Below are 25649 nucleotides of genomic sequence, written 5' to 3'. Positions count from 1 at the left end.
AACCGGTGCTCACGCTGTCCGGTGCCCGGGCCCCGCAACATCTTTGATGGTAAGTACCTGTCCCGCCACCACCAGCAGCACCCGGTCGGACTCCTCGGCCACCGCCATGTTCAGCCGGCCCAGCGCATCGCGGAACCGGCGGCCGGCGGCGGTGCCGGGCACCACGCCCATGCCCACCTCGTTGCTGACCGCGACGACCTGGCGATCCGTCAGCCGCCAGGCCTCGGCCAGCGCGGCGCAGCGCTCCTGCACCGCCTGCTCGGCGCCGGCCGCCCAGGCCCGGTCGTCCCAGGCGTCGGCCTCGTCCATCACGGCGGTCAACCAGAGCGCCAGGCAGTCGATCAGGACCGGAGCGGGGTCGGCCCGGTCGGCCAGCACGGCCGTCAGGTCGCAGGTCTCCACGGTCCGCCAGCTCGACGGGCGGCGCTCACGGTGCAGCGCGACGCGCTGGGCCCACTCACCGTCGCCGTCCCGGTTCCCGCTGGTCGCGACGTAGCAGACGTCGGGGTGGTCGAGCAGCAGCTGCTCGGCCCGGGTGGACTTGCCGGACCGGGCGCCGCCGAGGATCAGGGTGCGTGCCATGGCCGTCATCCTGCCCGAATGGGTTGACACCGATCACCCCAGGGCAGCCTGAGGGTCTGAGCAGAGGCGATAGCCTGCGCGCTCAAGCATTTCCGAGGGAGGAGCCGGGCATGGCGTGGACGTGGCGGTACGAGGCGGCGGACGGTTCGGTCATCACCCCGGCCGAGGAGCCTGAGGACTTCCCGGGCCAGGGCGACGCGGAGTCCTGGATCGGTGAGGAGTGGAAGCAGCTCCTGGAGCAGGGCATCGAGAAGGTGGCGCTGCTGGACGACGGCCGGGAGATCTACACGATGAGCCTGCGCGAGAGCTGACGCCCGGGTGGGCACGGAGTTACTTCGTGCCCACCAGGTGGATCAGCGCGGCGACCTGCCGGTACGGGTCCTCGCGCCCGGCCCGCTCCTCGGCCTCCAGCAGCTGGGCGAGCTGGCGCCCGTCCACGGGCAGTGCGGCGTGGTCGGGGGCGGCGTCGGTGAAGACCCGCACGCCGTACCAGTGCCGCAGCGGTACGGAGACCTCGGAGAGCGTGCGGGCCAGGTCCGCGAGCCGGTCGGCGCGTGCGGTCAGGCCCAGCCGGTTGGCGTAGTGGTCGTTGTCGAAGGCCTGCAGCGCGGCCCGCCAGTCGCCGGTCAGCCCGGCCCGCATGGCCAGCGCGTCCCCGTTGCGGGCCAGCAGCGAGAGCAGTCCGCCGGGGGCCAGCATCCGGGCCAGCGAGGCGATCATCGGATCGGGGTCCGGCAGGTACATCAGCACGCCGTGGCAGAGCACCAGGTCGAAGCTGCCGGCGCCGAACCAGCGCCCGCACTGGTGGCCGTCGCCGCCCAGCAGCCGGACCCGCTCGCGCACCTGCGGCGGCTCGGCCGCCAGCTGCGCCTGGGCGGCGCCGAGCGTGACCGGGTCGGAGTCGAGGCCGGTGACGAAGTGGCCGGCCCGGGCCAGCCGCAGTGCCTGGGTGCCCTGGCCGCAGCCGACGTCCAGCACCCGCAGCGGTGCGGCGGTGGCGCGCTCGCCGAAGTGGGTGCCGATCCGCTCGGCCAGCTGCCGGGCCACCATCTCCTGGCGGACCAGGTTGCGCAGCCCGCCCTGCCGGTCCAGCCAGGCCCCGGCGCCGCCCGCGAACGAGCCGCTGCGGGCCGGCACCCGGCCGTGGCCGCCGGCCCGGTCGTACGGCGCCAGGTCGTAGCCGGCCCGCTGGTCGTACTCCGGGTAGCCGGTGCGCGGCTCGTAGCCGCCCCGCTGCTCGTAGCCCGTCCGCTGGTCGTACCCGACGCGCTGCTCGTAGCCGGTGCGTTCGTGCCCGCCCGCCGCCTGCCCGGGCAGCGCGTACAGACCGGGCTCCTGCGCGGCGGGGGACCAGTCGTACGGCAGCGGCTCGGCGGTCAGGGGCGCTCGCCCCGCTTCACGCGCGGCTTGGGCAGCCGCAGCCGGCGCATCTGCAGGATGCGCATCAGCGCGTAGCCGACCGCGCCGCGGCTGTTCTGGCCCGGGAACCGCTCAGCGAGCTGCTTGCGCAGGCCGAAGCCCAGGCGCAGGAAGTCCAGCACCACGAGCACGAAGAAGAGCAGGAACAGCACGGTGGAGAGCAGCTGCAGGGCCGGCACCCGGACCACGCTGAGGATCAGGATGACCACGGCGAAGGGCAGGAAGAACTCGGCCAGCGACCAGCGGGAGTCGACGAAGTCGCGGGCGAACTTGCGCACCGGACCCTTGTCACGGGCGGGCAGCGCCCGCTCGTCACCGTTGATCAGCGCGACCCGCTGCTTCTCGCGCTCGCTGCGCAGCCGCTCGCGCGACTGCTTGGCGGCCTCCTTGCGGTCCTTGGGGACGACCACGCGGGTGCGGCGGTTGGCCTCGGCGTCGCTGCGCTTGGGTGTCGGGCGGCCCTTCTTGGCCTGCGGATCGCGGGCCTGGGTCGCGTCATCCTGCTCGGCCAGCGCAGTGGCGGAGGAGGGGGCTTCATCTGAACGGCGTCGGAACACACCACAAGCCTACGTGCTGGTCCAAGTGGACTCGGGGTGATGCAGGACCCAAACCCGTATCGATCTCATGGAGTACCACTCAGGGACACCCTGACCTGGGGACCGACTCCACATCCACCCACGGGATGACGTCGTGCGGCGATATCCGTAGCAGTCTTGTGGCAGGCCGGTGTACTGCGGTGGATGGCACGCTGCAACTACACTCGCACTAGATTTGGTACGAGATAGAAACCGCAGGCCGGAGAAGGGGGCACCCGAGGCCCATGAGCGACGGAATCATGAAGCGTATGGGGCTGATCTTCAAGTCCAAGGCCAACAAGGCCTTGGACCGTGCAGAAGATCCGCGAGAGACGCTCGACTACTCGTACCAGAAGCAGCTGGAGCTGCTGCAGAAGGTGCGCAGGGGCGTGGCCGACGTCGCCACGTCGCGCAAGCGCCTGGAGTTGCAGCTGACCCAGCTGCAACAGCAGTCGTCCAAGTACGAGGACCAGGGCCGCAAGGCCCTGTCGCTGGGCCGCGAGGACCTCGCCCGTGAGGCGTTGACCCGCAAGTCGGCGATGCAGTCGCAGATCAACGACCTGGAGGTGCAGTACCAGCAGCTCCAGGCCGAGGAGGAGAAGCTCACGCTCGCCTCCCAGCGGCTGCAGGCCAAGGTGGACGCCTTCCGCACCAAGAAGGAGACCATCAAGGCCACCTACACGGCTGCCCAGGCGCAGACCCGGATCGCGGAGTCCTTCTCCGGGATCTCGGAGGAGATGGGCGACGTCGGTCTCGCGATCCAGCGGGCCGAGGACAAGACCGCGCAGATGCAGGCCCGCGCCGGTGCGATCGACGAGCTGCTCGCCTCGGGCGCGCTCGACGACTCCAGCGGTCTCGGCCGCAAGGACGACATCGAGGCCGAGCTGGAGCGGGTGGCCGGCGGTTCGGACGTCGAGCTCGAACTGGCCCGGATGAAGGCCGAGCTCGGCGGCGGGTCCTCGGGCCCGGCCGCGATCGAGCAGGGCAACGGCGGGGCGGCCCAGCAGGGCGGCCAGCACGGTGGTACGCAGGGTGGCGCTCCGCAGGACACTCCGCCCACCATCAACTACCACAAGTAAGAGGCCCGTCGACAGCAGGGAGAAACGCCAGCATGATCATGAGGATCATGGGTGAGGGTCAGTTCCAGGTTGCCGACGAGCACCTGAACCGGCTGAACCAGCTCGACGACGAGCTGCTCACCGCTCTGGATTCAGGGGACGAGACCGCTTTCCGCACCGCGCTGGGCAGTCTGCTCAGCGCGGTCCGCGAGGTCGGTGCTCCTTTGCCGGACGACTCCCTGGAGCCGTCCGAGCTGATCCTGCCGGACGACGGCGCCACCCTCGACCAGGTCCGCGAGCTGCTGCGGACCGAGGGCGACGGGCTCATTCCGGGTATCCCGGAGTAGGCCCGCAACACAGCACCACGCGAGAGGGGCGGCACACCGACCGGTGTGCCGCCCCTCTCGCGTGTTCGACTGCGCTACGGCAGGGCCAGCATCCGGTCCAGCGCGGCCTTGGCGAACTTCTCGGTCTCCGGGTCCACCGTGATGACGTTCGGCACCCGGCCCTCGACCAGCGACTCCAGCGCCCAGACCAGGTGCGGCAGGTCGATCCGGTTCATCGTGGAGCAGAAGCAGACGGCCTTGTCGAGGAAGACGATCTCCTTGTCCGGGTGGGCCTTGGCCACCCGGCGCACCAGGTTCAGCTCGGTGCCCACGGCCCACTTGGAGCCGGGCTCGGCCGCGTCCAGCGCCTTGATGATGTACTCCGTCGAGCCCACCTGGTCGGCGGCCGCGACGACCTCGTGCCGGCACTCCGGGTGCACCAGGACGTTGACGCCCGGGATCCGCTCGCGGACCTCGTTGACCGAGTCCAGAGTGAAGCGACCGTGCACCGAGCAGTGCCCGCGCCAGAGGATCATCTTGGCGTTCCGCAGCTGCTCGACGGTCAGGCCGCCGTTCGGCTTGTGCGGGTTGTAGAGCACGCAGTCGTCCAGCGAGAGGCCCAGGTCGCGCACCGCGGTGTTGCGTCCCAGGTGCTGGTCCGGCAGGAACAGCACCTTCTGACCCTGCTCGTACGCCCACTCCAGCGCGCGCTTGGCGTTGGAGGAGGTGCAGATGGTGCCGCCGTGCTTGCCGGTGAAGGCCTTGATGTCGGCGGAGGAGTTCATGTACGCCACCGGGACGGTGGTGTCGGCTATGCCGGCGTCGGCCAGCACGTCCCAGCACTCGGCGACCTGCTCGGCGGTGGCCATGTCGGCCATCGAGCAGCCGGCCGCGAGGTCCGGCAGGATGACCCGCTGGCTGTCGCCGGTCAGGATGTCGGCGGACTCGGCCATGAAGTGCACGCCGCAGAAGACGATGAACTCGGCCTCCGGACGGGCCGCGGCATCGCGCGCCAGCTTGAAGGAGTCACCGGTGACGTCGGCGAACTCGATGACCTCGTCGCGCTGGTAGTGGTGGCCCAGGATGAAGACGCGGTCGCCCAGCGCGGCCTTGGCGGCGCGGGCGCGCTCGACCAGGTCGGGGTCGGAGGCGGGCGGCAGGTCGCCAGGGCACTCGACGCCCCGCTCGCTGTTCGGGTCGGCCTGGCGGCCGAGCAGCAGCAGCGCGAGCGGCGTCTGGCTCGGCTCGGCGAACCCTCCGACGGACGGGGTCTCAACGGTGGTGGTCACGGGCGGGTGCCCTCCTGTGCGGCCGGAGGTTCCCAGCCTTCTCGTCTTTCTGACGTTATCTATGATAACCCGTTCGCGTCACTCTGACGATGGCCATCGTGTCGATGTGACGCGATCCGCTCGACAGGACGTCGGTGGACCGGTCGTGTTCGCTGGGTCCATGAAGGCAATCGCGATCCGGCAGTACGGCGGCCCGGAGGCCGTCGAGTACATCGAACTCCCCGACCCCAGGGTCGGCCCCGACTCGGTGCTGGTCAGGGTCAGGGCGGCCGGGGTCAACCCGGTCGACTGGAAGATCCGCGAGGGCTACCTCGACACCGCGATGGACGTCCACTTCCCGCTGGTGCTGGGCTGGGACGTGGCCGGCGTGGTGGAACGGGTCGGCCCGTCCGTCACCGAGTTCCGGCCCGGCGACGAGGTGGTCGGCTACGTCCGCAAGGACGCCGTCGAGCATGGCACATACGCCGAACTCGTCTCCGCGCCGGTCCGCTGCCTGGCCCGCAAGCCGCCCTCGCTGGACTGGGCACAGGCCGGCGGGCTGCCGCTGGCCGGACTGACCGCCTACCAGGGGCTGGTCAAGGTGCTCAGGGTCCGGGCCGGCGAGACGGTGCTGGTGCACGCGGCGGCCGGCGGCGTCGGCGGCTTCGCGGTGCAGATCGCCCTGGCGCTCGGCGCCCGGGTGATCGGCACCGCCAGCGAGCGCAACCACGCCTACCTGCGCGGCCTCGGCGCCGAGCCGGTGGCGTACGGCGACGGGCTGGTCGAGCGGGTCCGGGCGCTGGCGCCGCAGGGCGTGGACGCCGCCCTGGACCTGATCGGCGGCGACGCGGTGGAGGTCTCGCGCGCCCTGGTCGCGGACCCCGATCGGATCGCCTCGGTCGCCAACCACGAGGTGCTGGCGGTCGGCGGGCACTACCACTTCGTCCGCCCGGACAGCGCGGACCTCACCGCGCTGGGCGACCTGGTCGAGGCGGGCAAGCTGGCCGTCACCGTCGCCTCGACCTTCCCGCTGGCCCAGGCCGCCTCGGCCCAGGCCCTCAGCGCCGAGGGACGGACCAGAGGCAAGATCGTGCTGATGGTGGACTGATCGGCGGAAGTCGTCAGAATGGGACCACACCCCCACTGTCCCTGGCTCGATCCCGTGGAGACCCCGCACCGATGAGTACCACCCGACCGTCCGAACCGGCCGGTGTCTCCCTGGACGAGACCGACCGCCTGCTGCTGGCCCACCTGGCCAGGGACGGGCGGGCGTCGTACGCCGAGATCGGGGTGCTCAGCAACCTCTCCGCCACCGCCGTCCGGCGTCGGATCGACCGGCTGCGGGCCCGCGGAGTGGTGCGCGGGTTCACCGTCGTCCTGGACCCGGCGATGCTCGGCTGGCAGACCGAGGCCTTCGTCGAGGTCTACTGCCGCGAGCGCACCGCGCCCGAGGAGATCCTGGCCAGCCTGCGGCAGTTCCCGGAGGTGGTCGCGGCCTGGACGGTGACCGGCGACCCGGATGCGCTGGTGCACCTGAGAGCCGCCGACACCCGGCACCTGGAGGCGGTGATCGAGCGGATCCGCAAGGAGCCCGGCGTGCAGCGCAGCCGCAGCTCGGTGGTGCTGTCGCGGTTGATCGGCTGACCGTCCGGAGCAGCGCAGGATTCCTGCGCCCCGGCGGTCGAACACGCTCGAATGCTGCCCGGACCGGCGCATTTCGACGCGCGGGCGCACGCCCCCGCTGCCTACGCTGATCAACAGGCCCAGCGGCCTGCCCTCAGCCCGATCGAAAGGCCCGGACGTGTCCGCAGCACCGCACCGTATGCACCAGCCCGACAACGAGCTCGTCGACCTGGTCTTCGGCTACATGCGAGAGCGCCTGCAGTACGACCCGGTCCCGCTGGACCACCCCGGGGATGGCGAGCACCTGCGCTCCCACCTGGCCGGCCTGCTGAACGAGCGCGGCAACCCGGCCGCCGACGTGCTCAAGCTCTACGACCACGAGCTCTCCCGCGCGGTGATCTCCGCGGACAGCCCTCGCTACCTCTCCTTCATCCCGTGCGCCCCGACCAAGGCCGCGCTGCTCTTCGACATGGTGGTCTCCTGCGCCTCGCTGCAGGGCATCTCCTGGCTGGAGGCGGCCGGCGCGATCGCCGCCGAGAACCAGGTGCTGCGCCTGATAGCCGACCGCGCCGGCATGCCCGCCTCGGCCGGCGGCACCTTCGTCTCCGGCGGCTCGGCCGGCAACCTGTCCGCGCTGGTGGTCGCCCGCGACGTGGCCCGCCGCAAGCTGGGCGTGGGCCCCGAGGCGCGGCTGCGGGTCGCGGTCGCCGACCAGGTGCACTCCTCGGTCAAGAACACCTTCAACATCATCGGCGTCGAGGCCTTCAAGGTCCCCACCGTGGACCGCCGCTTCACCGGCGAGGCGCTGCGCGCCGCACTGGCCGCCGACCCCAACCCCGAGACCGTGATCGCGGTGGTCGGCACGGCCGGCACCACCAACGAGGGCATCATCGACGACCTGGCGGGCCTCTCCGAGGTCACCCGCGAGCGCGGCATGTGGTTCCACGTGGACGGCGCGTACGGCGGCGCGGGCCTCTTCGCCCCCTCCGTGCGCGAGCGCTACAACGGCATCGAGCACGCCGACTCCTTCGTGGTCGACCCGCACAAGTGGCTCTTCGCGCCCTTCGACTGCGCCGCGCTGCTCTACCGCGAGCCGCAGCTGGCCAAGGCCGTGCACACCCAGGACGCCTCCTACCTGGACGTCCTGCACCACGAGGGCGACGAGTGGAACCCCACCGACTACGCCTACCACCTCACCCGCCGGGCCCGCGGCCTGCCGCTCTGGTTCTCGCTGGCGGTGCACGGCACCCAGGCCTACACCGACGCGATCGAGGAGGGCCTGACGCTGGCCCGGGAGACCGCCCAGCTGGTGCGCGAGACCGAGCACCTGGAGCTGCTCCAGGACCCGCAGCTCTCCGCCGTCTGCTTCCGCCGCACCGGCTGGAGCGACCAGGACTACTACGCCTGGTCGCAGAAGCTGCTCGCCGACCAGATCGGCTTCGTCACCCCGACCGGCTGGGACGGCGAGACGGTCGCCCGCTTCGCCTTCCTGCACCCGGGCACCACCATGGAGATGGTCCGCGAGATCCTCGACACGATGGTCTGAGTCACTCAGAGGAAGCCGCCGCTCGGCAGGTAGGGAGCCGGCGGCTTCATCCCGCGCAGCGCGAGGTAGCCGGTGCTCTCCAGGGTCAGCCCCAGCTCCAGGCCGACGTCCACCGCCCACTCCTGCTCGGCGGTCAGGTGCTCCACCCGAGCGTCCGTGCCGTCCGGCACCCGCGCCAGCGCCTCGCGCAGCAGCCGGACGGCCAGCCGCTTGGAGGTGGCGGCCAGCAGTTTGACGGCGCCGCCGACGCGGTAGCAGTACCCGCTGCCGGCCAGGGTGTCCGCGATCAGCAGCTCGTCGTAGTGGGCCAGCATGAAGTCGTGCTCGGGCCCGTGCGCGGCTCCGCGCAGCCGCCGGTCCACCGAGTCCAGCAGGTGCTTGTGGGTGGCGTTGCCGGGGTGCACGGGGATGTCGCCGGCGTCCAGCAGACCCGTCCGGTCCACCCGCCCGGAGAGCTTCATGGTCGGGTGCAGGGTGAATCCGGCCATCCGGTAGCGGCGGGCGGCGCCCGGGTCGGGGGAGGCGCAGATCATCCCGCGCAGGCAGCCCCGGCCGTGCGCCGCGGCCGCTTCCAGCAGCAGCTTGCCGATCCCCTTGCCCTGCGCCTGCGGCAGCACCGCGAACAGGCTCAGCATCCACAGGCCCTCGCGCCGCATCGACAGCGCGAACCCGACCGCCCGGCCGTCCTCCTCGGCCAGCCAGCAGCCCTCCGGGTCGGTGACCGCCAGGTGCCTGGTCCGGGCCAGGTGCGCGGTGATCTCCGCCGCGCTCTCCGGGGGCAGCGCAGAGCCCCCCGGAAGGGCCCTGAAGGCGGCACCGGCGATCTCTCGGACGGCGGCGGCGTCGGCGGGGGTGTCACGGACCTGGCGCAGGATCATGGACCCATCCTGACCGCCGGACGCGGCCCCGCGCCGCCGGTTCCGCGATTCCCGGGGTGATCGGCGGCACTGCCCCCGGCGGTCGCTGCGCCGTGACCAGGGTCCCGCGGTGTGCGAGCATGGACGGGTGGGGCGAGCGGGTCACCGTACGCGCACAGATTTCACCGCTCGGAATCAATCCGGGCAACCGTTGGTTGGCACCGGCGGCAGACTTGTCGTCACAGACCGGGAGTAACGAGATGACCGTCCAGGACGAGACCACCGTCGAGAGTGGTCTGCTCCTTACCGACTCAGCCGCGGCCAAGGTGAAGGGCCTGCTGGAGCAGGAGGGTCGCGACGACCTCGCGCTGCGCGTCGCCGTGCAGCCCGGCGGCTGCTCCGGCCTGCGCTACCAGCTCTTCTTCGACGAGCGCTCGCTCGACGGCGACGTGGTGAAGGACTTCGGCGGCGTCAAGGTCGTCACCGACCGGATGAGCGCCCCCTACCTCGGCGGCGCGACGGTCGACTTCGTCGACACCATCGAGAAGCAGGGCTTCACGATCGACAACCCGAACGCGACCGGCTCCTGCGCCTGCGGCGACTCGTTCAGCTAGTCGCTCGCAGCGACACACCGAAGGCGGCCCCGGAGACTTCCGGAGGCCGCCTTCGGCATGTGTGCGTGCGGTCAGTTGCCGGCGCTGACCGGGCCGCCGTTCGGCACCGACTCCAGCGGGACGTTCGCGCCGGTGTCCAGGTCAACCACCGCGCGGCCGTCGAGCGGGTGCGCAAGGGTGGCCTGGACGCCCTGCTGCTTGACCAGCGCCGGGCAGGCCTGGCCGGCCGGGGCCTTCTCGGTGATCACGATGCTGACGCCGACCTGGCCGGCCTTGCTCTCGTCGGCCTTCAGCCCGTACTTGTCGCAGACGCCGCCGAAGAAGAACACCGTCAGCTGGGTGCCGCTGCTCAGGTAGTTGTTCGGCTTGAGGTGGCTGGGCAGGTCGGGCGCGCTTCCGCCGCCGACCGGCGGCACGGTGGGCGTGATGGGCTTGGCGGGCCGGGTGGGCGCGGGGCCGGTCGGCGCGGTCGACCCGCCGGGCGCCGATCCGGGCGCGGTCGCCGTCCCGGCCGGGGTGCTCGGCGAGGGCGCCGCCGAGCCCGCGCTGGGCGCGGCCGAGGCGGAGGCCGCGGGGCTGCTGCTGCCGGCCGCCGCGGTGGTCTTGCCGCTGTTGCAGCCGCTGACGGTCGCCGCGACGGCCAGCAGCAGGGCGCCGGCCGCCAGCGCCCGCCGTCGGCGTCCGCGCGGACCGGCCGCTGCGGCACCGCTGACGGCGGGGTGGGCGAGCGGCTCGGCTGCGGTCTTGTCGTCCATGGTGCGACGTCCTCCAGAGTCTGCGGATTCCTGACGGGCAGCTGTGGCTGCGCGGTTGTGACGTGTCACGGCGGAATCCGGTTCCCCGGGGCGGACAGACGGCTTCTACAGCCCGAACTCCGCCATGCCGGCCACCAGGTCGCGGGTGCGGGCGGGCACCGAGATGCCCTTGCCGGGCCGGCTGGCGGGCTGCGGGCCGGTGGCCAGCTGCGGCCAGAAGACGCCGAGTCGGCGGGAGGAGTCGAGCAGGGCGTCCAGGGTGTCCGGGTCGGCCTCGCCCTGGAGGGCACCGGGGACCTGAACGGGGGAGTGGCTGGGCAGCATGGCTGGGACTCCGATCGCCGCCGCGGCCTCGTCGCCGCGGGCCTGGGGGGCTGCGACGAGCCCCTCTGATCGCGACCCTAGGCCGCCTTCCGGGGCCCGGCCAGACCTACCCACAGGTAGTCGTCAATTCGGACATCTTCCGAGCACGGTGTCTTGACAGCGGGGGCTGCGGCTACCGTTAGGGGGTTGTCCCCGTTGTCCCCGTTGTCCGCGTCCCCCTGTTGTCACCCCGCGGCCCTTCCTTCCTACCAAGGAGCCTTCGTGCGCATCGCCGTCGCCGGTTCGATCGCCTCCGACCATCTGATGACCTTCCCCGGCCGCTTCGCCGACCAGCTGGTCGCCGAGCAGCTGCACACGGTCTCGCTGTCGTTCCTGGTCGACACGCTGGACATCCGCCGCGGCGGGGTCGCGCCGAACATCACCTTCGGCATGGGCGTGCTGGGCCTGCGCCCGGTCCTGGTGGGTGCGGCCGGCGCGGACTTCGAGGAGTACCGGGGCTGGCTGGAGCGCCACAACGTGGACACCGAGTCGGTGCACATCTCGGAGACCCGCCACACGGCCCGCTTCATGTGCACCACGGACGAGGACCACAACCAGATCGCCTCCTTCTACACCGGCGCGATGGCCGAGGCCCGCTACATCGAGCTGAAGCCGATCGCCGACCGGCTGGGCGGCCTGGACCTGGTGCTGATCGGCGCCGACGACCCGCAGGCGATGGTCCGGCACACCGAGGAGGCCCGCAAGCGCGGCTACCCCTTCGCCGCCGACCCCTCGCAGCAGCTGGCCCGCCTGGAGGGCGACGCGATCCGCGAGATCGTCGACGGCGCCGCGTACCTCTTCAGCAACGAGTACGAGGCCGCGCTGATCGAGAGCAAGACCGGCTGGGAGGCCGCCGAGATCCTGGAGCGGGTCGGCACCCGGATCACCACCCTGGGCGCCAAGGGCGTGCGGATCTCGCGCAAGGGCGAGGAGGACATCTTCGTCCCCTGCGCCAAGGAGAAGCAGAAGGCCGACCCGACCGGCGTCGGCGACGGCTTCCGGGCCGGCTTCCTGGCGGGCCTGTCCTGGGACCTCGGCCTGGAGCGCTCGGCCCAGATCGGCTGCATGCTGGCGACCCTGGTGATCGAGACCGTCGGCACCCAGGAGTACGAGCTGCGCGCCGCCACCTTCCTGGCGCGCTTCGCCGCCGCCTACGGCGAGGACGCCGCCGCCGACGTCCGCGCCCGGCTCAGCTGACCCTGCGCACCCGGTAGGCGAGGCCCCGGTCGGCGCCGTAGTCGGCGGCCGGGGCCTCGCCCAGGTACGTCTGCTCGCGCATCGCGCACCAGGCGGGGATGTCCAGCCGGGCCGCCTCGTCGTCGGCGAGCACCACCACCTCGCCGCCCGGCGCCACCTCCCCGATCCGCTTGGCCAGCTCGATCACCGGCAGCGGGCAGCGCTTGCCGAGCGCGTCCAGCACCAGCACCTGGTTCACCGCGGGTGCGGGTGCGGGCGCGGGTGCGGGCGCGGGGGCCGGTAGGTCCAGGCCCAGCGGGGCGCGGACCGCCGCGACCAGCCCGGGCAGCACGGCGAGGAAGCGCTCCACGTCCTCGGCCGCGGTGCCCTGCGGCAGCGAGAGCCGGACGTTCCCCTCGGTCAGCACCCCCATCGCGGCCAGCACATGGCTCGGCGTCAGGGTGCTGGAGGTGCACGAGGAACCAGAGGAGACCGCGAAGCCGGCCCGGTCGAGCTCGGTCAGCAGCACCTCGCCGTCCACGTACAGGCAGGAGAAGGTGACCAGGTGCGGCAGCCGGCGGACCGGATCGCCGACCACCTCCACCTCCGGCACCAGCTGCGGCACCCGGGTGCGGATCCGCTCCACCAGCGCGTGCAGCCGGGCGTTCTCGGCCTCGGCCTCGGCCCGGACGGCCCGCAGCGCGGCGGCCGCGGCCACGATCGCCGGCACGTTGACGTAGCCGGGCACCCGGCCGCCCTCCCGCTCGTCGGCGGGCAGCACCGAGGAGAACCGGACGCCCTTGCGGACGGCCAGCACGCCGACTCCGGGCGGTCCGCCCCACTTGTGCGCACTGGCCGTCAGCAGCGACCAGCCGCCCGGCACCGGCAGCCGCCCGACGCTCTGCGCCGCGTCGACCAGCAGTGGCACCTCGCCGCACCGCTCGGCCACCTCGGCCACCGGCTGCACCGTGCCGACCTCGTGGTTGGCGGACTGCAGCACGGCCAGCGCGGTGTCCGGCCGGAGGGCGAACCGCTCGACCAGGACGCGCCCCGAGCGGTCCACCGGCACCACGTCGACCGACCCGCCGTCCGCCTCGTGCAGCTCGGCGGTGTGCAGCACGCTGGAGTGCTCGACCGCGGAGTGCAGCAGGTGGCGCCCGGTCCGGCGGCGCCCGCGCAGCGCGCCGAGCATCCCCAACTGGACGGCCTGCGTCCCGCTGGTGGTGAAGGACACCTCGTCGGCCCGTGCGCCGAGCACCTCGGCCACCGTCTCGCGGGCCGCGTCCAGCAGCATCCGGGCCTGCCGGCCGGAGCGGTAGAGCCGGGCCGGGTCGGCCCAGCCCTCGTCCAGGGCGGCGTTCAGCGCCTGCCGCGCGACCGGATGCAGGGGAGCGGTGGAGGCGGCGTCGAAGTAGGTCACGACGGACACCGTAGCCGGGTCTCACTGCGCGTCAGCTGAGCACCGGATTTGTCCGCTTCGTCCGCACCCGACGATCCGTCACCCGGACGCCCGGGCGCCGTCCCCTGATCGGGTGAATGGACCCCGAATGCCTGCCGTGACCTGCGAGTCCACGCCCGCCGGGGCTGATCGGGTAGGCGGACGGCGCGTTACCGGGACCTGCTCGTCAGGTCCGCATAAGGCTGGAGTAGGGTTTGGCCCGCATAAGCATTCAAACCGTGCCCGTGGGCGGGTCGCCGGGGAGGCGAAGCACTCCTCGGGGCGACGCGATCGCGGGCGAGACTTCGGGAAGGCGCTACGTGAGTCCCAACGGCTCCGACCGCTCGCCGCGGCGCACGATGCGGCGGAAGCTGCCTCAGGCGCTGGCACTGGGCCTCGTCATCGCGACCGCTACCGGCTGCTCGGCCAACGACCTGCCCAGGCTTGGCCTCCCCAGCCCCGTCACCACGGACGGACATCTCGTCCTCCAGATGTGGCAGGGTTCCTGGATCGCGGCGCTGGTGGTCGGCGTACTGATGTGGGGTCTGATCATCTGGAGTGTGATCTTCCACCGGCGCAGCCGCACCGGTATCCAGATCCCTCCGCAGACCCGGTACAACGTGCCCATCGAGGCGCTCTACACCGCGGTCCCCATCGTCATCGTCTCGGTGCTGTTCTACTTCGTCGCACGCGACGAGTCGCGCCTGACGCATGTGTCGGCCAAGCCGCAGCACTTCGTCAACGTGGTCGGCTTCCAGTGGAGCTGGGCGTTCAACTACGAGAACACCGAGACCCCGGACCCGACCAGCCAGATCGCGGCCTACGACGTCGGCACTCCGCAGGACATGCCGACCCTCTGGCTGCCGGTCAACGAGTCGGTCCAGTTCCGGCTGACCTCGCGTGACGTGATCCACGACTTCTGGCCCGTCAACTTCATGATGAAGATGGACGTCGTGCCGGGCGTGGTGAACAAGTTCGAGGTCACCCCGACCGTCCTGGGCACCTACGACGGCAAGTGCGCGGAACTCTGCGGCGTGAACCACGACAAGATGCTCTTCAAGGTCAAGGTCGTCACCCACGACGAGTACATGAACCACCTGCAGCAGCTCCGGGCCAGTGGCCAGGCAGGCGCGGTGCCTTCGGGCATCACGACCATGGGAAGTGAATAGTGACCATCCTCAATGAGCCCGCCGCTGCCGGCGGGGCATCCGGGGGCACCGTCAGGGTGGGCGGGGGCGTTCAGCGCACTCGCAAGCCGGGTTCCACCATCATCAAGTGGCTGACCACCACCGACCACAAGACGATCGGCACGATGTACCTCGGTACCTCGTTCGCGTTCTTCCTGATCGGTGGCATCCTCGCGCTCGTCATGCGTGCCCAGCTGGCTCAGCCCAACGGCCAGATCCTGACGAACGAGCAGTTCAACCAGGCGTTCACGATGCACGGCACGATCATGCTGCTGATGTTCGCGACGCCGCTCTTCGCCGGCTTCGCGAACTGGATCATGCCGCTCCAGATCGGCGCTCCCGACGTCGCCTTCCCGCGTCTGAACATGTTCGCCTACTGGCTCTACCTGTTCGGCTCGACCATCGCGGTGGGTGGCTTCCTCACCCCGCAGGGTGCGGCCGACTTCGGCTGGTTCGCCTACTCGCCGCTCTCCGACGCGGTCCGCTCGCCGGGCGTCGGCGCCGACATGTGGATCATGGGTCTGGCCTTCTCCGGCTTCGGCACGATCCTCGGTGCGGTCAACTTCATCACCACCATCATCTGCATGCGCGCGCCCGGCATGACGATGTTCCGGATGTCCATCTTCGTCTGGAACGTCCTGCTGACCGCCGTGCTGGTCCTGCTGGCCTTCCCGGTTCTCGCCGCCGCGCTCTTCGCGCTGGAGGCGGATCGGAAATTCGGGGCACACATCTTCGACCCGGCCAACGGCGGGGCGTTGCTCTGGCAACACCTCTTCTGGTTCTTCGGTCACCCCGAGGTGTACATCATCGCGCTGCCGTTCTTCGGCATCATCTCGGAGATCATCCCGGTCTTCAGCCGCAAGCCGATGTTCGGTTACTCCGGCCTGATCGCCGCGACCATCGCGATCGCCGGCCTCTCCGTGACGGTGTGGGCGCACCACATGTACGTCACCGGACAGGTGCTGCTGCCGTTCTTCTCCTTCATGACCTTCCTGATCGCGGTCCCCACCGGTGTGAAGTTCTTCAACTGGGTCGGCACCATGTGGAAGGGCTCGCTGAGCTTCGAGACCCCGATGCTCTGGACGGTCGGCTTCCTGGTGACCTTCCTCTTCGGTGGTCTGACGGGTGTGCTGCTCGCCTCCCCGCCGATCGACTTCCACGTCTCGGACTCGTACTTCGTCGTCGCCCACTTCCACTACGTGGTCTTCGGCACCGTCGTCTTCGCGATGTTCGCCGGTTTCCACTTCTGGTGGCCGAAGATGACCGGCAAGATGCTCGACGAGCGCCTTGGCAAGATCACCTTCTGGACGCTGTTCATCGGCTTCCACACCACTTTCCTGGTGCAGCACTGGCTCGGCGCCGAGGGCATGCCCCGCCGCTACGCCAGCTACCTGCCCTCGGACGGCTTCACCACCCTGAACACCGTCTCGTCCATCGGCTCCTTCCTGCTCGGCCTGTCGATCCTGCCGTTCCTCTACAACGTCTGGAAGACCGCCAAGTACGGGGAGAAGGTGGAGGTTGACGACCCGTGGGGCTACGGCCGTTCGCTGGAGTGGGCGACCTCCTGCCCGCCGCCGCGGCACAACTTCCTCACCCTGCCCCGGATCCGTTCGGAATCCCCGGCGTTCGACCTGCACCACCCGGACATCGCCGCGCTGGACTACCTGGAGTTCCACGGCCACCCGGCCAAGCACTTCGAGGGCGTCACGCCGGCCGTCTACGACACCCCCGAGCTGACCACCAAGGGTAAGAAGGAGGGCGACGCCTGATGAAGGAACAGGGAAAGATCTTCGCAGGCTTCGCCGTCTTCATCCTGATCTGCGCCATCACCTACGGTCTGTGGACCACGCACAGCTCGCACGGCACGGAGGCCGCCGGTACCACCGCGCTCTTCCTGGCCTTCGGCCTGTGCGCCTTCATCGCGTTCTACCTGGGCTTCACGGCCCGCCGGGTGGACCTCGGTGCCGGTGACAACCCCGAGGCCGAGGTCTCCGACGACGCCGGCGAGCAGGGCTTCTTCGCCCCGCACAGCTGGCAGCCGCTCTCGCTCGCCTGTGGCGGCGCGCTGGCCTTCCTCGGTGTCGTCTTCGGCTGGTGGCTGATGTTCTGGTCGATCCCGGTCATCCTGATCGGCCTCTTCGGCTGGACCTTCGAGTTCTACCGCGGCGAGAACCGGAACCAGTAAGGCCGGTTCGCTCACGCAGCACGGCGGGATCCCTCTTCGGAGGGGTCCCGCCATTTTTGTTGGGCTCACCGGGTGGGCCGTTCACACGGGTGGGCGCTGCGGCGTGCGTGGGGCCGATCGGAATGCGCTGATGTTCCTACAGATCCGCACCCCCAGGAGGCTCCGGTGGCCGGCACACGCGCAGCAGGTCGAGAGAACGGGACGGCGCGGCACCGCACGGTGCCGGCCTGGCTGGCGCTGGCGCCACTGCTGTTGAGTCCGCTGGCGGGCTGCTCGGACGGCGGCGGGCAGAACGGCAGCGGCAAGCCGCCGCGGGCCGTCAACGCGGCCACCCTGGTGAACACCTCGGACGTCGTGAACGCCGACCCCGCCAAGCCGTTCACGGTCACCGCCAAGTCGGGCGACAAGATCACCGACGTCACCCTGAGCGGCCCCGGCGGCACCGTGGTGGCCGGGGCGCTCGACAGCGACGGGCACGGCTGGCACAGCACCGCCCCGCTCGCCCCCGCCACCCACTACACCGCGCGGATCGCCGCCGCCGACGGCAGCGGCGCCCGCGGTGAGTCCACCGCCGACGTCACCACCAAGCCCGCCGACCGGCTGCTCACCGCGGCGCTCGGCCCCGACCTGGGCCGGGACGTCTACGGGGTGGGCGAGCCGCTCACCGTCCAGCTCTCCCAGGCGGTCACCGACCCCGCCGTCCGCAAGCAGGTGGAGCGCGGCCTGACGGTCTTCTCGCAGCCCGCGGTCACCGGCGCCTGGCACTGGGTGGACGACAAGAACCTGCACTTCCGCCCGCAGGGGTACTGGCCGGCCAACGCCTCGGTGCGGCTCACCTTCGACGTGCAGGGCAAGGCGATCGGCACCGACGGGACGTACGGCGGCGCGCCGGGCCGGGTCGCCTTCCGCACCGGTGACCGGGTGGAGGCGCTGGTCGACGCGTCGACCGACGAGCTGACCTTCAAGCGCAACGGCGAGGTGGTCAACACCATCCCGGTGACCACCGGCAAGCCCGGTTTCGACACCCGCAACGGCATCAAGGTGGTGCTCGGTCAGGAGCGCGAGGTGCAGATGAGCAGCGAGACCATCGGCATCGCCAAGGGCAGCAGCGAGGCGTACGACCTCAAGGTGGAGTGGGCCACCCGGGTGACCTGGAGCGGCGAGTACGTGCACGCGGCGCCCTGGTCGGTGGCCTCGCAGGGCGTGGAGAACGTCAGCCACGGCTGCACCGGGATGAGCACCGACAACGCCGAGTGGTTCTACGAGCAGACCCGGGTGGGCGACATCGTCCAGGTGGTGAACAGCAAGGGCCACACCATGGAGCCGTTCGGCAACGGCTTCGGGGACTGGAACCTCGACTGGGCGGACTGGGTCAAGGGCAGCGCGCTCGGCAAGGAGGTCAGCACCACCAGTTCCACGCCGGTGGCGGAGGCCTCCGCGGCCCTGCGGCCGCAGATCTGATCAGTCCGTCCCGCTCTCCCCGCTCTCCCCGCTCTTCCCGTAGACGAGGTCCAGCGCGCCGCTCACGGCCGCCAGGGCCTCGTCGCGCGTGACGCCCAGCCGCTGGGCGCGTTCGGCGAACTCCACGGCGGCCGTGGTCGCCAGGCGGTGCGCGCTGTCACCGGTGGCGGCGACCAGGGTGCCGCGCCGGCCGTGGGTCTCCACCACGCCGTCCGCCTCCAGCTCCCGGTAGGCGCGGGCCACCGTGTTGGCGGCCAGGCCGAGCTGCTCGGCCAGCGCCCGGACGGTGGGCAGCTTCAGCCCGGCCGGCAGCACGCCGGCTCGGGCCTGCTCGGCGATCTGCGAGCGGAGCTGCTCGTACGGGGGAGTGGCGGCGGAGTGGTCCATGCTGAGCTGCACGGGTGGAGCCTCCTAGGTGGGTCGGCGAAGGTTCGGGTCGGGGGACATTCTCCCGCGATCCGGCCCGGTGCGAACGCCAAGGGCCCCCGCCCGGCAGTGCCGGACGGGGGCCCTCAGGTGGCGAGTGGTCAGCTCAGGAGATCAGTGGTGGCCGTGGCCGCTGGTGATCTCCTGGTGCTCCTCGACGGTCGGCTTCGGGATCTGGCCACCCTCGCCGAAGTAGCCCTCGGAGAGCTTGGCGCGGGTCTTGGTCAGCAGGCCGACCTTGCGGGCGACACCGTTCTCGTCGACCTCGGACGGCAGCTCCAGCGGCTGGGGCTGCTCGTGCGAGGTGAGCGTGTGCAGCGCGCCCTGCGGGAGCTGGGCGTGCACCTCGATGAACTCACCGTGCGGCAGGCGCTTGATGACGCCGGTCTCGCGACCGTGCAGCACCTTCTCCTTGTCACGGCGCTGGAGGCCGAGGCACCAGCGCTTGGTGATGTAGAAGACCGCGATCGGGAGCACGAACGAACCCACCCGTACGAAGTACGTGATGTCGTTGAGCGACAGGTGGAAGTGGGTCGCGATGAGGTCGTTGCCACCGCCGATCAGCAGCACCACGTAGAGCGTGATCCAGGCCGCGCCCAGACCGGTGCGGACCGGGACGTTGCGCGGGCGGTCCAGGATGTGGTGCTCGCGCTTGTCACCAATGATCCAGCCCTCGATGAACGGGTAGGCCGCGATCAGGACCAGCACCAGCGGGAAGAGCATCAGCGGGATGAACACACCCAGGTTCAGGGTGTGGCCCCAGGCGCGGACCTCCCAGCCCGGCATGACACGGATCAGACCCTCGGCGAAGCCCATGTACCAGTCGGGCTGCGCGTCGGTGGAGACCTGGTCGGGCCGGTACGGGCCGTACGCCCAGACCGGGTTGACCGAGGCGACCGCGGACATCATCGCGATGATGCCGAACACCAGGAAGAAGAAGCCACCGGCCTTGGCCATGTAGACCGGCATGAGCGGCATGCCCACGACGTTCTTCTCGGTCTTGCCCGGGCCGCCCCACTGGGTGTGCTTGTGGTAGAAGACCAGGATCAGGTGGGCCACCAGCAGGCCCAGCATGACGCCGGGGATCAGCAGCACGTGGATCGTGAAGAACCGCGGAATGATGTCCGTGCCGGGGAACTCGCCCCCGAAGAGGAACATCTGGATGTAGGTGCCCACCAGCGGGACCGCCAGGACGGCGCCCTCCATGAACCGGATACCGGTGCCGGAGAGCAGGTCGTCGGGGAGCGAGTAGCCCATGAACCCGTCGAAGAAGCCGAGGCAGAGCAGCAGGAACCCGAAGACCCAGTTGATCTCGCGGGGCTTGCGGAACGCACCGGTGAAGAAGACGCGCATCATGTGCACGAACATCGCGGCGACGAAGACGATCGCTGCCCAGTGGTGGATCTGACGGATCAGCAGGCCACCGCGGACCTCGAAGCTGATGTTCAGCGTGGAGGCGTAGGCCTCCGACATCCTGATGCCGTCCAGCGGCGCGTACGAGCCGTTGTAGACGACCTCGCCCATGCTGGGCTTGAAGAACAGGGTGAGGTAGACACCCGTCAGGATGATGATGACGAAGGTGTAGAGGCAGATCTCACCGAGCATGAAGGACCAGTGGTCCGGGAAGATCTTCCGCAGGTTGGCCTTGGCCAGGGAGTAGATCCCGAGCCGGCCGTCCAGGTAGTCGGCCGCGGCCTCGCCCTTGTTGGCGGGCTTGGCACGGGTGCTGGCCGGGGCGGCCGGCGGCGTGGTGCTGGGCGAGGAACTCATGCGCTGCGCTCCCAGAAGCTCGGGCCCACGGGCACGGTGAAGTCCTGCGTGGCCACCAGGTAGCCCTCGGTGTCAGTAGTGATCTTCAGCTGCGGCAGCGGGTGGCCGGCCGGGCCGAAGATGACGCGAGCGCCGTCCGACAGGTCGAAGGTCGACTGGTGGCAGGGGCAGAGCGCGTGGTGGGTCTGCTGCTCGTAGAGGCTGATCGGGCAGCCGACGTGCGTGCAGATCTTCGAGTAGGCGAGCACGCCCTCGAAGCCCAGGTTCTTGGACTTCTCGTCCTTGAGGTCCTCGGGCTGGATGCGGATCAGCATCAGCGCGTCCTTGGCGATCGCCTGCTGGAAGTCCTCGTCGGAGTCCTGCAGACCGTTCGGACGGCTGGCCGAGGGGCCCGGCTTGGCGAACGTCAGCGAACCGACGGCGATGTCCTCGGCCTTCATCGGCTCGTCGGTGTTCATGTTGACGAGCCGGATCGGCGCCGCGGGGGTGGCCTCGATCCAACCGGTGTGGTCGAGCTTCTTCTCCGGCAGCGGGCCGAGGTCGCGCAGCAGCACGACACCGGCGAGCGGCACCATGGCCATCGAGCCGATCATGGTGTTGCGGATCATCTTGCGGCGGCCGAAGCCGGACTCCGCAGCACCGGTCTTGAACTGCTGGATGACGTCCGCGCGGACCTCGTCGTCAGCCTCGATCGGGTGACGCTCGGCCGGCATCTCGACGTCCGACATCAGGGTGCGGGCCCAGTGGACCGCGCCCGCGCCGATGCAGAAGAGCGCCACCGCGAGCGTCATGCCCAGCGCGAAGTTCAGCGCGCTGACGTGACCGAGCGGGAAGATGTAGACCAGCTTGTCGGGCTTGATCGCCACGTACGAGGCGATGAAGCCGACGGTCGCCAGCATGGAGGTGACGAACATCAGCGACACCTGGCGCTCGGCCCGCTTGGCGGCCCGCTCGTCGATGTCGGTGCGCCGCGGCTCGTGGGCCGGCAGGCCCGGGTCCGCGAACGGGTCGTCGGCTACGGCGGGGAGGCCGTGCCCTTCGGAGGCCGCGTGAGCCTCCGGCAGCTTGTCATCTGAGATGTTGTCGTGGCTCATGACTTCTTGGCCTTGGTGGTGTGGGCAGCGACCCAGATCGCGACCGCGATGAGAACGCCGAGACCGAAGATCCACCCGAACAGGCCCTCGGTCACCGGACCGAGACTGCCGAGGGTCAGACCACCGGGGTTGGGGGCCTCGTTCGCCTGGTAGCGGACGAACGCCACGATCTCCTGCTTCTGCTTCTCCGGCATGGTGCTCTCCGGGAAGGCCGGCATGCTCTGCGGGCCGGTCTGCATCGCCTCGAAGATGTGCTTGGCGCTGACACCCTCCAGCGAGGGGGCGTACTTACCCTGCGTCAGGGCGCCACCCGCACCGGCGAAGTTGTGGCACTGCGCGCAGTTGGTGCGGAACAGGTCGCCGCCCTTGGAGATGGCGTCCGTCTCCGTGGAGGTGTACTGCTCCGAGGTCGGCGTCACCGGGCCCGGGCCCAGCGAGGCGACGAAGGCGGCCATCTGGTCGATGTCCGACTGCGAGTAGATGTTCTTCTTCTTCGGGATCTGAGCGCCGGGCTGCTGGGCCGGCATCCGGCCGGTGCCGACCTGGAAGTCGACCGCGGCGGAACCGACGCCCACCAGACTCGGACCGTCAGCGCTGCCTTCGCCGTTGAGGCCGTGGCAGGAGGAGCAGCCCACGGCGAAGAGCCGCTTGCCCTCGTCGATCGCGAGCGACTGAGCGGAGCTGTCGGCCTGTGCCTTCTCGGCGGGCGCGAACGCAGCGTAAGCCCCCCCGGTGATCGCCAGGGCGAAGAGTAGAACGACCAGCGCCGCCAGTGGGTGGCGCCGTCGTGCGGAGAGCTTTTTCACGGAATAACCCCGGTGTCAGGATCTGGTCGGCTGGTGGTGGGCCCGGCGCGCGGTCGGCGTCGGCAGGGCATCGGCACGGACAGAAGGACCCGTAGCCGGTGAGGGCAGCGGGTCCGGCCGGCGGCCAGCGACCTGATCGGCTACTTGATCAGGTAGATGGTCGCGAACAGGCCGATCCAGACCACGTCGACGAAGTGCCAGTAGTACGACACGACGATCGCCGCAGTGGCCTGCTCGTGCGTGAACCGCTTGGCTGCGTAGGTCCGTCCCAGGACCAGCAGGAAGGCGATCAGACCGCCCGTCACATGCATCCCGTGGAAGCCGGTGGTCAGGTAGAACACCGAGCCGTACGGGTCGGAGGACAGCGACAGGCCGTCCTTCTTCACCAGGGAGGTGTACTCGTAGATCTGACCGCCGATGAAGATCGCACCCATCACGAAGGTGAGCGAGAACCACGAGCGGAGCTTCTTCACGTCACCGCGCTCGGCGGCGAAGACGCCGAGCTGGCAGGTGAGCGAGGAGAGCACCAGGATCGTGGTGTTCACGGAGGAGAAGGGGACGTTGAGGGCATGTGCCTTCTCGGCCCAGAAGTCTGGTCCCTTCACGGAGCGAGCCGTGAAGTACATCGCGAAGAGGGCCGCGAAGAACATCAGCTCGGAACTCAGCCAGACGATGGTTCCGACGCTGGTCATGTTCGGTCGGTTGACCGATCCATGTGCGTGCCCGGTTTCTGTTGCTGTTGCTGTCGCCACGACCGACATTATGTCGGTCCCTTATTCCGTCTTCACGTCGGGGGGTGTCCCTCGGAGTGTCCGGTGCGTGCGGTATGCCCGGATGGCCGTGTCCGGGTCGCCCGGGACGCGGCGAGCTGTGCGGGGCGGATGAGATTCGTCGTCCGATGCGACTTTTCTGACGGTTCGTCCGGCTGGACCACCCCTTCGCCCTGCGTGTCCTGACGCTCGGGGAGGCCGTGAGGAGGTAGCGCGTGGGCCGTTCGGGTGATCTGTGGGGGCGGGGGTGACGGCCGTTCGCCCGGTTGGGTGACGCCGGTCCGCAGCCGGTCCGCAGGAGATCACGCGGGACGCTCACCGGGGCGGGTGATGCGGAGTAGCATCCGGGAGTGGTGGACGTGGTGCGGATCACATCCGTGACGCGACCTTTATAGCGAGGCACCTTTTTCTGAGCACCCGGGAGCAGGGCCCATGACGCACACCAGCGACGAGAAGCTGACCGTTCTCGTCTACAGCGACGATCGCAACACCCGTGAGCAGGTCATCACCGCGCTCGGCCGGCGGCCCGCCGCCGACCTGCCGGAGCTGGCCTACCTGGAGTGCGCCACCACCCCCGCGGTGCTGCGTGCACTGGAGAAGGGGGGCGTGGACCTCTGCGTCCTGGACGGCGAGGCCGTCCCGGCCGGCGGCCTCGGTCTGGCCCGCCAGGTCAAGGACGAGATCTACGGCTGCCCGCCCGTGCTGGTGCTGATCGGCCGCCCGCAGGACTCCTGGCTCGCCGCCTGGAGCCGGGCGGACGCGGCGATCTCCCACCCGGTGGATCCGGTGGCGCTGGCCGACGCCGCCGCGACGCTGCTGCGGGCCCGGCTCGGCGCCCGGAGTCTCTCCAGCTGACGCTCGCCGACCCAGCTGCGCGCGAGATGTCTCACCAGGAGAGACGGAGCCGCCGTCGACCCGGCGGCGGCCCCGTCGGCTGCCCCGCTCGATAGGCTGGCGGCATCCTTTTCGAGCACCTCGGATGCGAGCTGGAGTCAGCCATGGTGAATGTGAACCCTGCGAACGGCGGCAAGGACCCCGTGCAGGTGGTCCACACCTGGCCGGACGTCCTGAGCACGCTGCTGAACGGCGGCAACCTCGCCCAGGCGGACGCCGCCTGGGCGATGGACCGGATCATGAGCGGCGAGGCGAGCCCCGCGCAGGTGGCCGGGTTCGTGGTCGCGCTGCGGGCCAAGGGCGAGACCGTCGACGAGATCGCCGGGCTGGTCGAGGCGATGTACGCGCACGCCGAGCCGCTGCACATCCCCGGCCCGGCGGTCGACATCGTGGGGACCGGCGGCGACCGGGCGAAGACCGTCAACATCTCGACCATGTCGGCGATCGTCGCGGCCGCGGCCGGCGCCAAGGTGGTCAAGCACGGCAACCGGGCGGCCTCCTCGTCCAGCGGCTCCTCGGACGTCCTGGAGCGCCTCGGCATCCGGCTGGACCTCAGCGCCCGACGGGTGGCCGAGGTTGCCGAGGAGGTCGGTCTCACCTTCTGCTTCGCGGCGAAGTTCCACCCCGCGATGCGGCACGCCGCTCCCGCGCGCCGCGACCTCGGGGTGCCGACCGCCTTCAACATCCTCGGCCCGCTGACCAACCCGGCCCGGGTGACCGCGCACGCGGTCGGCTGCTTCGACACCCGGCTCTCCGGCCTGATCGCCGGGGTGCTGGCCCGGCGCGGTTCCAACGCGCTGGTGTTCCGCGGTGACGACGGCCTGGACGAGCTGACCGTCTGCACCACCTCGCGGGTGTGGATCGTGCGCGGCGGCGAGGTGGCCGAGACCGTCTTCGACCCGCGTGAGGTGGGCATCGAGTTGGCCGGGGTGGAGAGCCTGCGCGGCGCGGACGCCGAGTACAACGCGGACGTCGCCCGCCGGGTGCTGGCCGGGCAGCGCGGTCCGGTGCGCGACGCCGTGGTGCTGAACTCCGCGGCCGCGCTGGTGGCGCTGGACCTGACCGGGGCTCCGCTGACCGAGCAGCTCGCGGCCGCCATGGTGCGCACCACGGCCGCCATCGACTCCGGGGCGGCGCAGGCCACCCTGAAGAGCTGGGCCGAGGCGACCGCGCGAGCCTGACCCCTCCGCACTCCGCACTCCGCGCGAGTTGAGACCCGCAGGGCGCTGACCTGCGGGTCTCACTGCTGTCCGGATGGTGGAACAGTGTTTGACCATCCTTCGGTCGCTGGCTAAAGTCTTCGTCAGGTCATGAGTGACAGCGCGACTAGCCCCAGCTTGCTGTCCGGCAACCCTCCGTCCGTGGCGGGGTGCCCTGGGTGAAGACCAGGCCAGACGGCGACAGGTCCGTGTGGCAAGCGCGGACCACCGGTGTATCCACTCCCCGGGGTCCAGAC

The 25649-nt window shown here is 70.5% G+C and carries 26 protein-coding genes, 1 pseudogene and 1 riboswitch; of the genes and pseudogenes, 14 read left to right on the top strand and 13 right to left on the bottom strand.

Annotated elements, in window-relative coordinates; all coding sequences use genetic code 11:
* Positions 1–9: 9 nt before the first annotated feature.
* Positions 10–576, bottom strand: a pseudogene (gene cobU / locus P3T37_RS20895) (bifunctional adenosylcobinamide kinase/adenosylcobinamide-phosphate guanylyltransferase); the annotation flags it as partial.
* Between the two features lie 116 nt (positions 577–692).
* Here cobU and P3T37_RS20890 point away from each other — a divergent pair.
* Positions 693–893, top strand: a complete 201-nt coding sequence (locus P3T37_RS20890) for a hypothetical protein (RefSeq protein ID WP_280725270.1) — start codon at positions 693–695, stop codon at positions 891–893.
* A 19-nt stretch (positions 894–912) separates the two neighbouring features.
* Here the strand turns inward: P3T37_RS20890 and P3T37_RS20885 are convergent, their stop codons facing one another.
* Together P3T37_RS20885 and P3T37_RS20880 are read right to left on the bottom strand one after the other, a co-directional pair.
* On the bottom strand, positions 913–1632 hold the full coding sequence (locus P3T37_RS20885) for a class I SAM-dependent methyltransferase (protein WP_280725395.1): 720 nt from the start codon (positions 1630–1632) through the stop codon (positions 913–915).
* 326 nt (positions 1633–1958) lie between these two features.
* Positions 1959–2558 carry a DUF3043 domain-containing protein gene (locus P3T37_RS20880; RefSeq protein WP_280725269.1) on the bottom strand — a complete coding sequence of 200 codons (600 nt, stop codon included), beginning with the start codon at positions 2556–2558 and terminating at the stop codon, positions 1959–1961.
* A 278-nt stretch (positions 2559–2836) separates the two neighbouring features.
* Between P3T37_RS20880 and P3T37_RS20875 the strand changes: the two genes are divergently transcribed.
* Together P3T37_RS20875 and P3T37_RS20870 are read left to right on the top strand one after the other, a co-directional pair.
* Positions 2837–3655, top strand: a complete 819-nt coding sequence (locus P3T37_RS20875) for a PspA/IM30 family protein (RefSeq protein WP_280725268.1) — start codon at positions 2837–2839, stop codon at positions 3653–3655.
* A 32-nt stretch (positions 3656–3687) separates the two neighbouring features.
* Entirely contained in the window at positions 3688–3981 is a 294-nt protein-coding gene (locus P3T37_RS20870) for a hypothetical protein (protein ID WP_280725267.1), read from the top strand.
* A 74-nt stretch (positions 3982–4055) separates the two neighbouring features.
* On the opposite strand, the gene nadA is transcribed toward P3T37_RS20870, so the two are convergent.
* The gene (gene nadA, locus P3T37_RS20865) at positions 4056–5249 is read right to left on the bottom strand and encodes a quinolinate synthase NadA (RefSeq protein WP_280725266.1); all 1194 of its coding nucleotides are present in this window, start codon (positions 5247–5249) and stop codon (positions 4056–4058) included.
* A gap of 160 nt (positions 5250–5409) precedes the next feature.
* Here nadA and P3T37_RS20860 point away from each other — a divergent pair, with 160 nt between their 5' ends.
* The 3 genes from P3T37_RS20860 (at position 5410) to P3T37_RS20850 (ending at position 8397) form a co-directional block, all read left to right on the top strand.
* Positions 5410–6336 carry an NADP-dependent oxidoreductase gene (locus P3T37_RS20860; RefSeq protein ID WP_280725265.1) on the top strand — a complete coding sequence of 309 codons (927 nt, stop codon included), beginning with the start codon at positions 5410–5412 and terminating at the stop codon, positions 6334–6336.
* 71 nt (positions 6337–6407) lie between these two features.
* Positions 6408–6872 (top strand): Lrp/AsnC family transcriptional regulator, encoded by a 465-nt coding sequence (locus P3T37_RS20855; RefSeq protein WP_280725264.1) that lies wholly within the window; start codon positions 6408–6410, stop codon positions 6870–6872.
* A 178-nt stretch (positions 6873–7050) separates the two neighbouring features.
* Positions 7051–8397, top strand: a complete 1347-nt coding sequence (locus P3T37_RS20850) for a pyridoxal-dependent decarboxylase (protein ID WP_280725263.1) — start codon at positions 7051–7053, stop codon at positions 8395–8397.
* A gap of 5 nt (positions 8398–8402) precedes the next feature.
* Here P3T37_RS20850 and P3T37_RS20845 read toward each other — a convergent pair whose 3' ends face one another.
* Positions 8403–9275, bottom strand: a complete 873-nt coding sequence (locus P3T37_RS20845) for a GNAT family N-acetyltransferase (RefSeq protein ID WP_280725262.1) — start codon at positions 9273–9275, stop codon at positions 8403–8405.
* A gap of 239 nt (positions 9276–9514) precedes the next feature.
* Here P3T37_RS20845 and P3T37_RS20840 point away from each other — a divergent pair, with 239 nt between their 5' ends.
* The gene (locus P3T37_RS20840; RefSeq protein WP_280725261.1) at positions 9515–9868 is read left to right on the top strand and encodes an iron-sulfur cluster assembly accessory protein; all 354 of its coding nucleotides are present in this window, start codon (positions 9515–9517) and stop codon (positions 9866–9868) included.
* 71 nt (positions 9869–9939) lie between these two features.
* Here the strand turns inward: P3T37_RS20840 and P3T37_RS20835 are convergent, their stop codons facing one another.
* Both P3T37_RS20835 and P3T37_RS20830 read right to left on the bottom strand, forming a co-directional pair.
* The gene (locus P3T37_RS20835) at positions 9940–10623 is read right to left on the bottom strand and encodes a hypothetical protein (protein WP_280725260.1); all 684 of its coding nucleotides are present in this window, start codon (positions 10621–10623) and stop codon (positions 9940–9942) included.
* A 105-nt stretch (positions 10624–10728) separates the two neighbouring features.
* Positions 10729–10947: a hypothetical protein gene (locus P3T37_RS20830; RefSeq protein WP_280725259.1), complete on the bottom strand. Its 219-nt coding sequence runs from the start codon at positions 10945–10947 to the stop codon at positions 10729–10731.
* A 261-nt stretch (positions 10948–11208) separates the two neighbouring features.
* Between P3T37_RS20830 and P3T37_RS20825 the strand changes: the two genes are divergently transcribed.
* Complete coding sequence (locus tag P3T37_RS20825) at positions 11209–12183, top strand: carbohydrate kinase family protein (RefSeq protein WP_280725258.1); 975 nt, start codon at positions 11209–11211, stop codon at positions 12181–12183.
* On the opposite strand, the gene P3T37_RS20820 is transcribed toward P3T37_RS20825, so the two are convergent.
* Positions 12176–13582, bottom strand: a complete 1407-nt coding sequence (locus tag P3T37_RS20820; protein WP_280725257.1) for a cysteine desulfurase/sulfurtransferase TusA family protein — start codon at positions 13580–13582, stop codon at positions 12176–12178. The genes P3T37_RS20825 and P3T37_RS20820 overlap by 8 nt on opposite strands.
* A gap of 338 nt (positions 13583–13920) precedes the next feature.
* Here P3T37_RS20820 and P3T37_RS20815 point away from each other — a divergent pair, with 338 nt between their 5' ends.
* The 4 genes from P3T37_RS20815 (at position 13921) to P3T37_RS20800 (ending at position 18433) form a co-directional block, all read left to right on the top strand.
* Complete coding sequence (locus tag P3T37_RS20815; RefSeq protein WP_280725256.1) at positions 13921–14769, top strand: cytochrome c oxidase subunit II; 849 nt, start codon at positions 13921–13923, stop codon at positions 14767–14769.
* Positions 14769–16556, top strand: coding sequence for a cytochrome c oxidase subunit I (ctaD, locus tag P3T37_RS20810; protein ID WP_280725255.1), 1788 nt, complete (start codon positions 14769–14771; stop codon positions 16554–16556). Before P3T37_RS20815 ends, ctaD begins: the two co-directional genes overlap by 1 nt.
* Positions 16556–16972, top strand: a complete 417-nt coding sequence (locus P3T37_RS20805) for a cytochrome c oxidase subunit 4 (RefSeq protein WP_280725254.1) — start codon at positions 16556–16558, stop codon at positions 16970–16972. Before ctaD ends, P3T37_RS20805 begins: the two co-directional genes overlap by 1 nt.
* 165 nt (positions 16973–17137) lie before the next feature.
* Positions 17138–18433 carry an Ig-like domain-containing protein gene (locus tag P3T37_RS20800; protein WP_280725253.1) on the top strand — a complete coding sequence of 432 codons (1296 nt, stop codon included), beginning with the start codon at positions 17138–17140 and terminating at the stop codon, positions 18431–18433.
* Here the strand turns inward: P3T37_RS20800 and P3T37_RS20795 are convergent, their stop codons facing one another.
* The 5 genes from P3T37_RS20795 to P3T37_RS20775 form a co-directional block, all read right to left on the bottom strand.
* Positions 18434–18820 (bottom strand): GntR family transcriptional regulator, encoded by a 387-nt coding sequence (locus P3T37_RS20795; RefSeq protein WP_280725394.1) that lies wholly within the window; start codon positions 18818–18820, stop codon positions 18434–18436.
* A 153-nt stretch (positions 18821–18973) separates the two neighbouring features.
* Positions 18974–20629 (bottom strand): ubiquinol-cytochrome c reductase cytochrome b subunit, encoded by a 1656-nt coding sequence (locus P3T37_RS20790; protein ID WP_280725252.1) that lies wholly within the window; start codon positions 20627–20629, stop codon positions 18974–18976.
* On the bottom strand, positions 20626–21723 hold the full coding sequence (locus P3T37_RS20785; RefSeq protein ID WP_280725251.1) for a Rieske 2Fe-2S domain-containing protein: 1098 nt from the start codon (positions 21721–21723) through the stop codon (positions 20626–20628). The genes P3T37_RS20790 and P3T37_RS20785 overlap by 4 nt, the downstream gene beginning before the upstream one ends.
* Entirely contained in the window at positions 21720–22529 is an 810-nt protein-coding gene (locus P3T37_RS20780; protein ID WP_280725250.1) for a c-type cytochrome, read from the bottom strand. Before P3T37_RS20780 ends, P3T37_RS20785 begins: the two co-directional genes overlap by 4 nt.
* A gap of 140 nt (positions 22530–22669) precedes the next feature.
* Positions 22670–23290 carry a heme-copper oxidase subunit III gene (locus tag P3T37_RS20775; RefSeq protein ID WP_280665905.1) on the bottom strand — a complete coding sequence of 207 codons (621 nt, stop codon included), beginning with the start codon at positions 23288–23290 and terminating at the stop codon, positions 22670–22672.
* Between the two features lie 441 nt (positions 23291–23731).
* Here P3T37_RS20775 and P3T37_RS20770 point away from each other — a divergent pair, with 441 nt between their 5' ends.
* Together P3T37_RS20770 and trpD are read left to right on the top strand one after the other, a co-directional pair.
* A complete protein-coding gene (locus tag P3T37_RS20770) occupies positions 23732–24154 on the top strand; it encodes a hypothetical protein (protein WP_280725249.1) in 423 nt (140 codons plus the stop codon).
* Between the two features lie 143 nt (positions 24155–24297).
* Positions 24298–25374 (top strand): anthranilate phosphoribosyltransferase, encoded by a 1077-nt coding sequence (gene trpD, locus P3T37_RS20765; RefSeq protein WP_280725248.1) that lies wholly within the window; start codon positions 24298–24300, stop codon positions 25372–25374.
* Between the two features lie 125 nt (positions 25375–25499).
* Positions 25500–25619, top strand: a riboswitch (SAM riboswitch).
* Positions 25620–25649: the final 30 nt, after the last annotated feature.

The sequence above is a fragment of the Kitasatospora sp. MAA4 genome, from assembly GCF_029893355.1.
Classification (GTDB): Bacteria; Actinomycetota; Actinomycetes; order Streptomycetales; family Streptomycetaceae; genus Kitasatospora.
The sequence above is the reverse complement of the archived record's forward strand: the minus strand, read 5'-3'. Positions and strand labels throughout refer to the sequence as shown.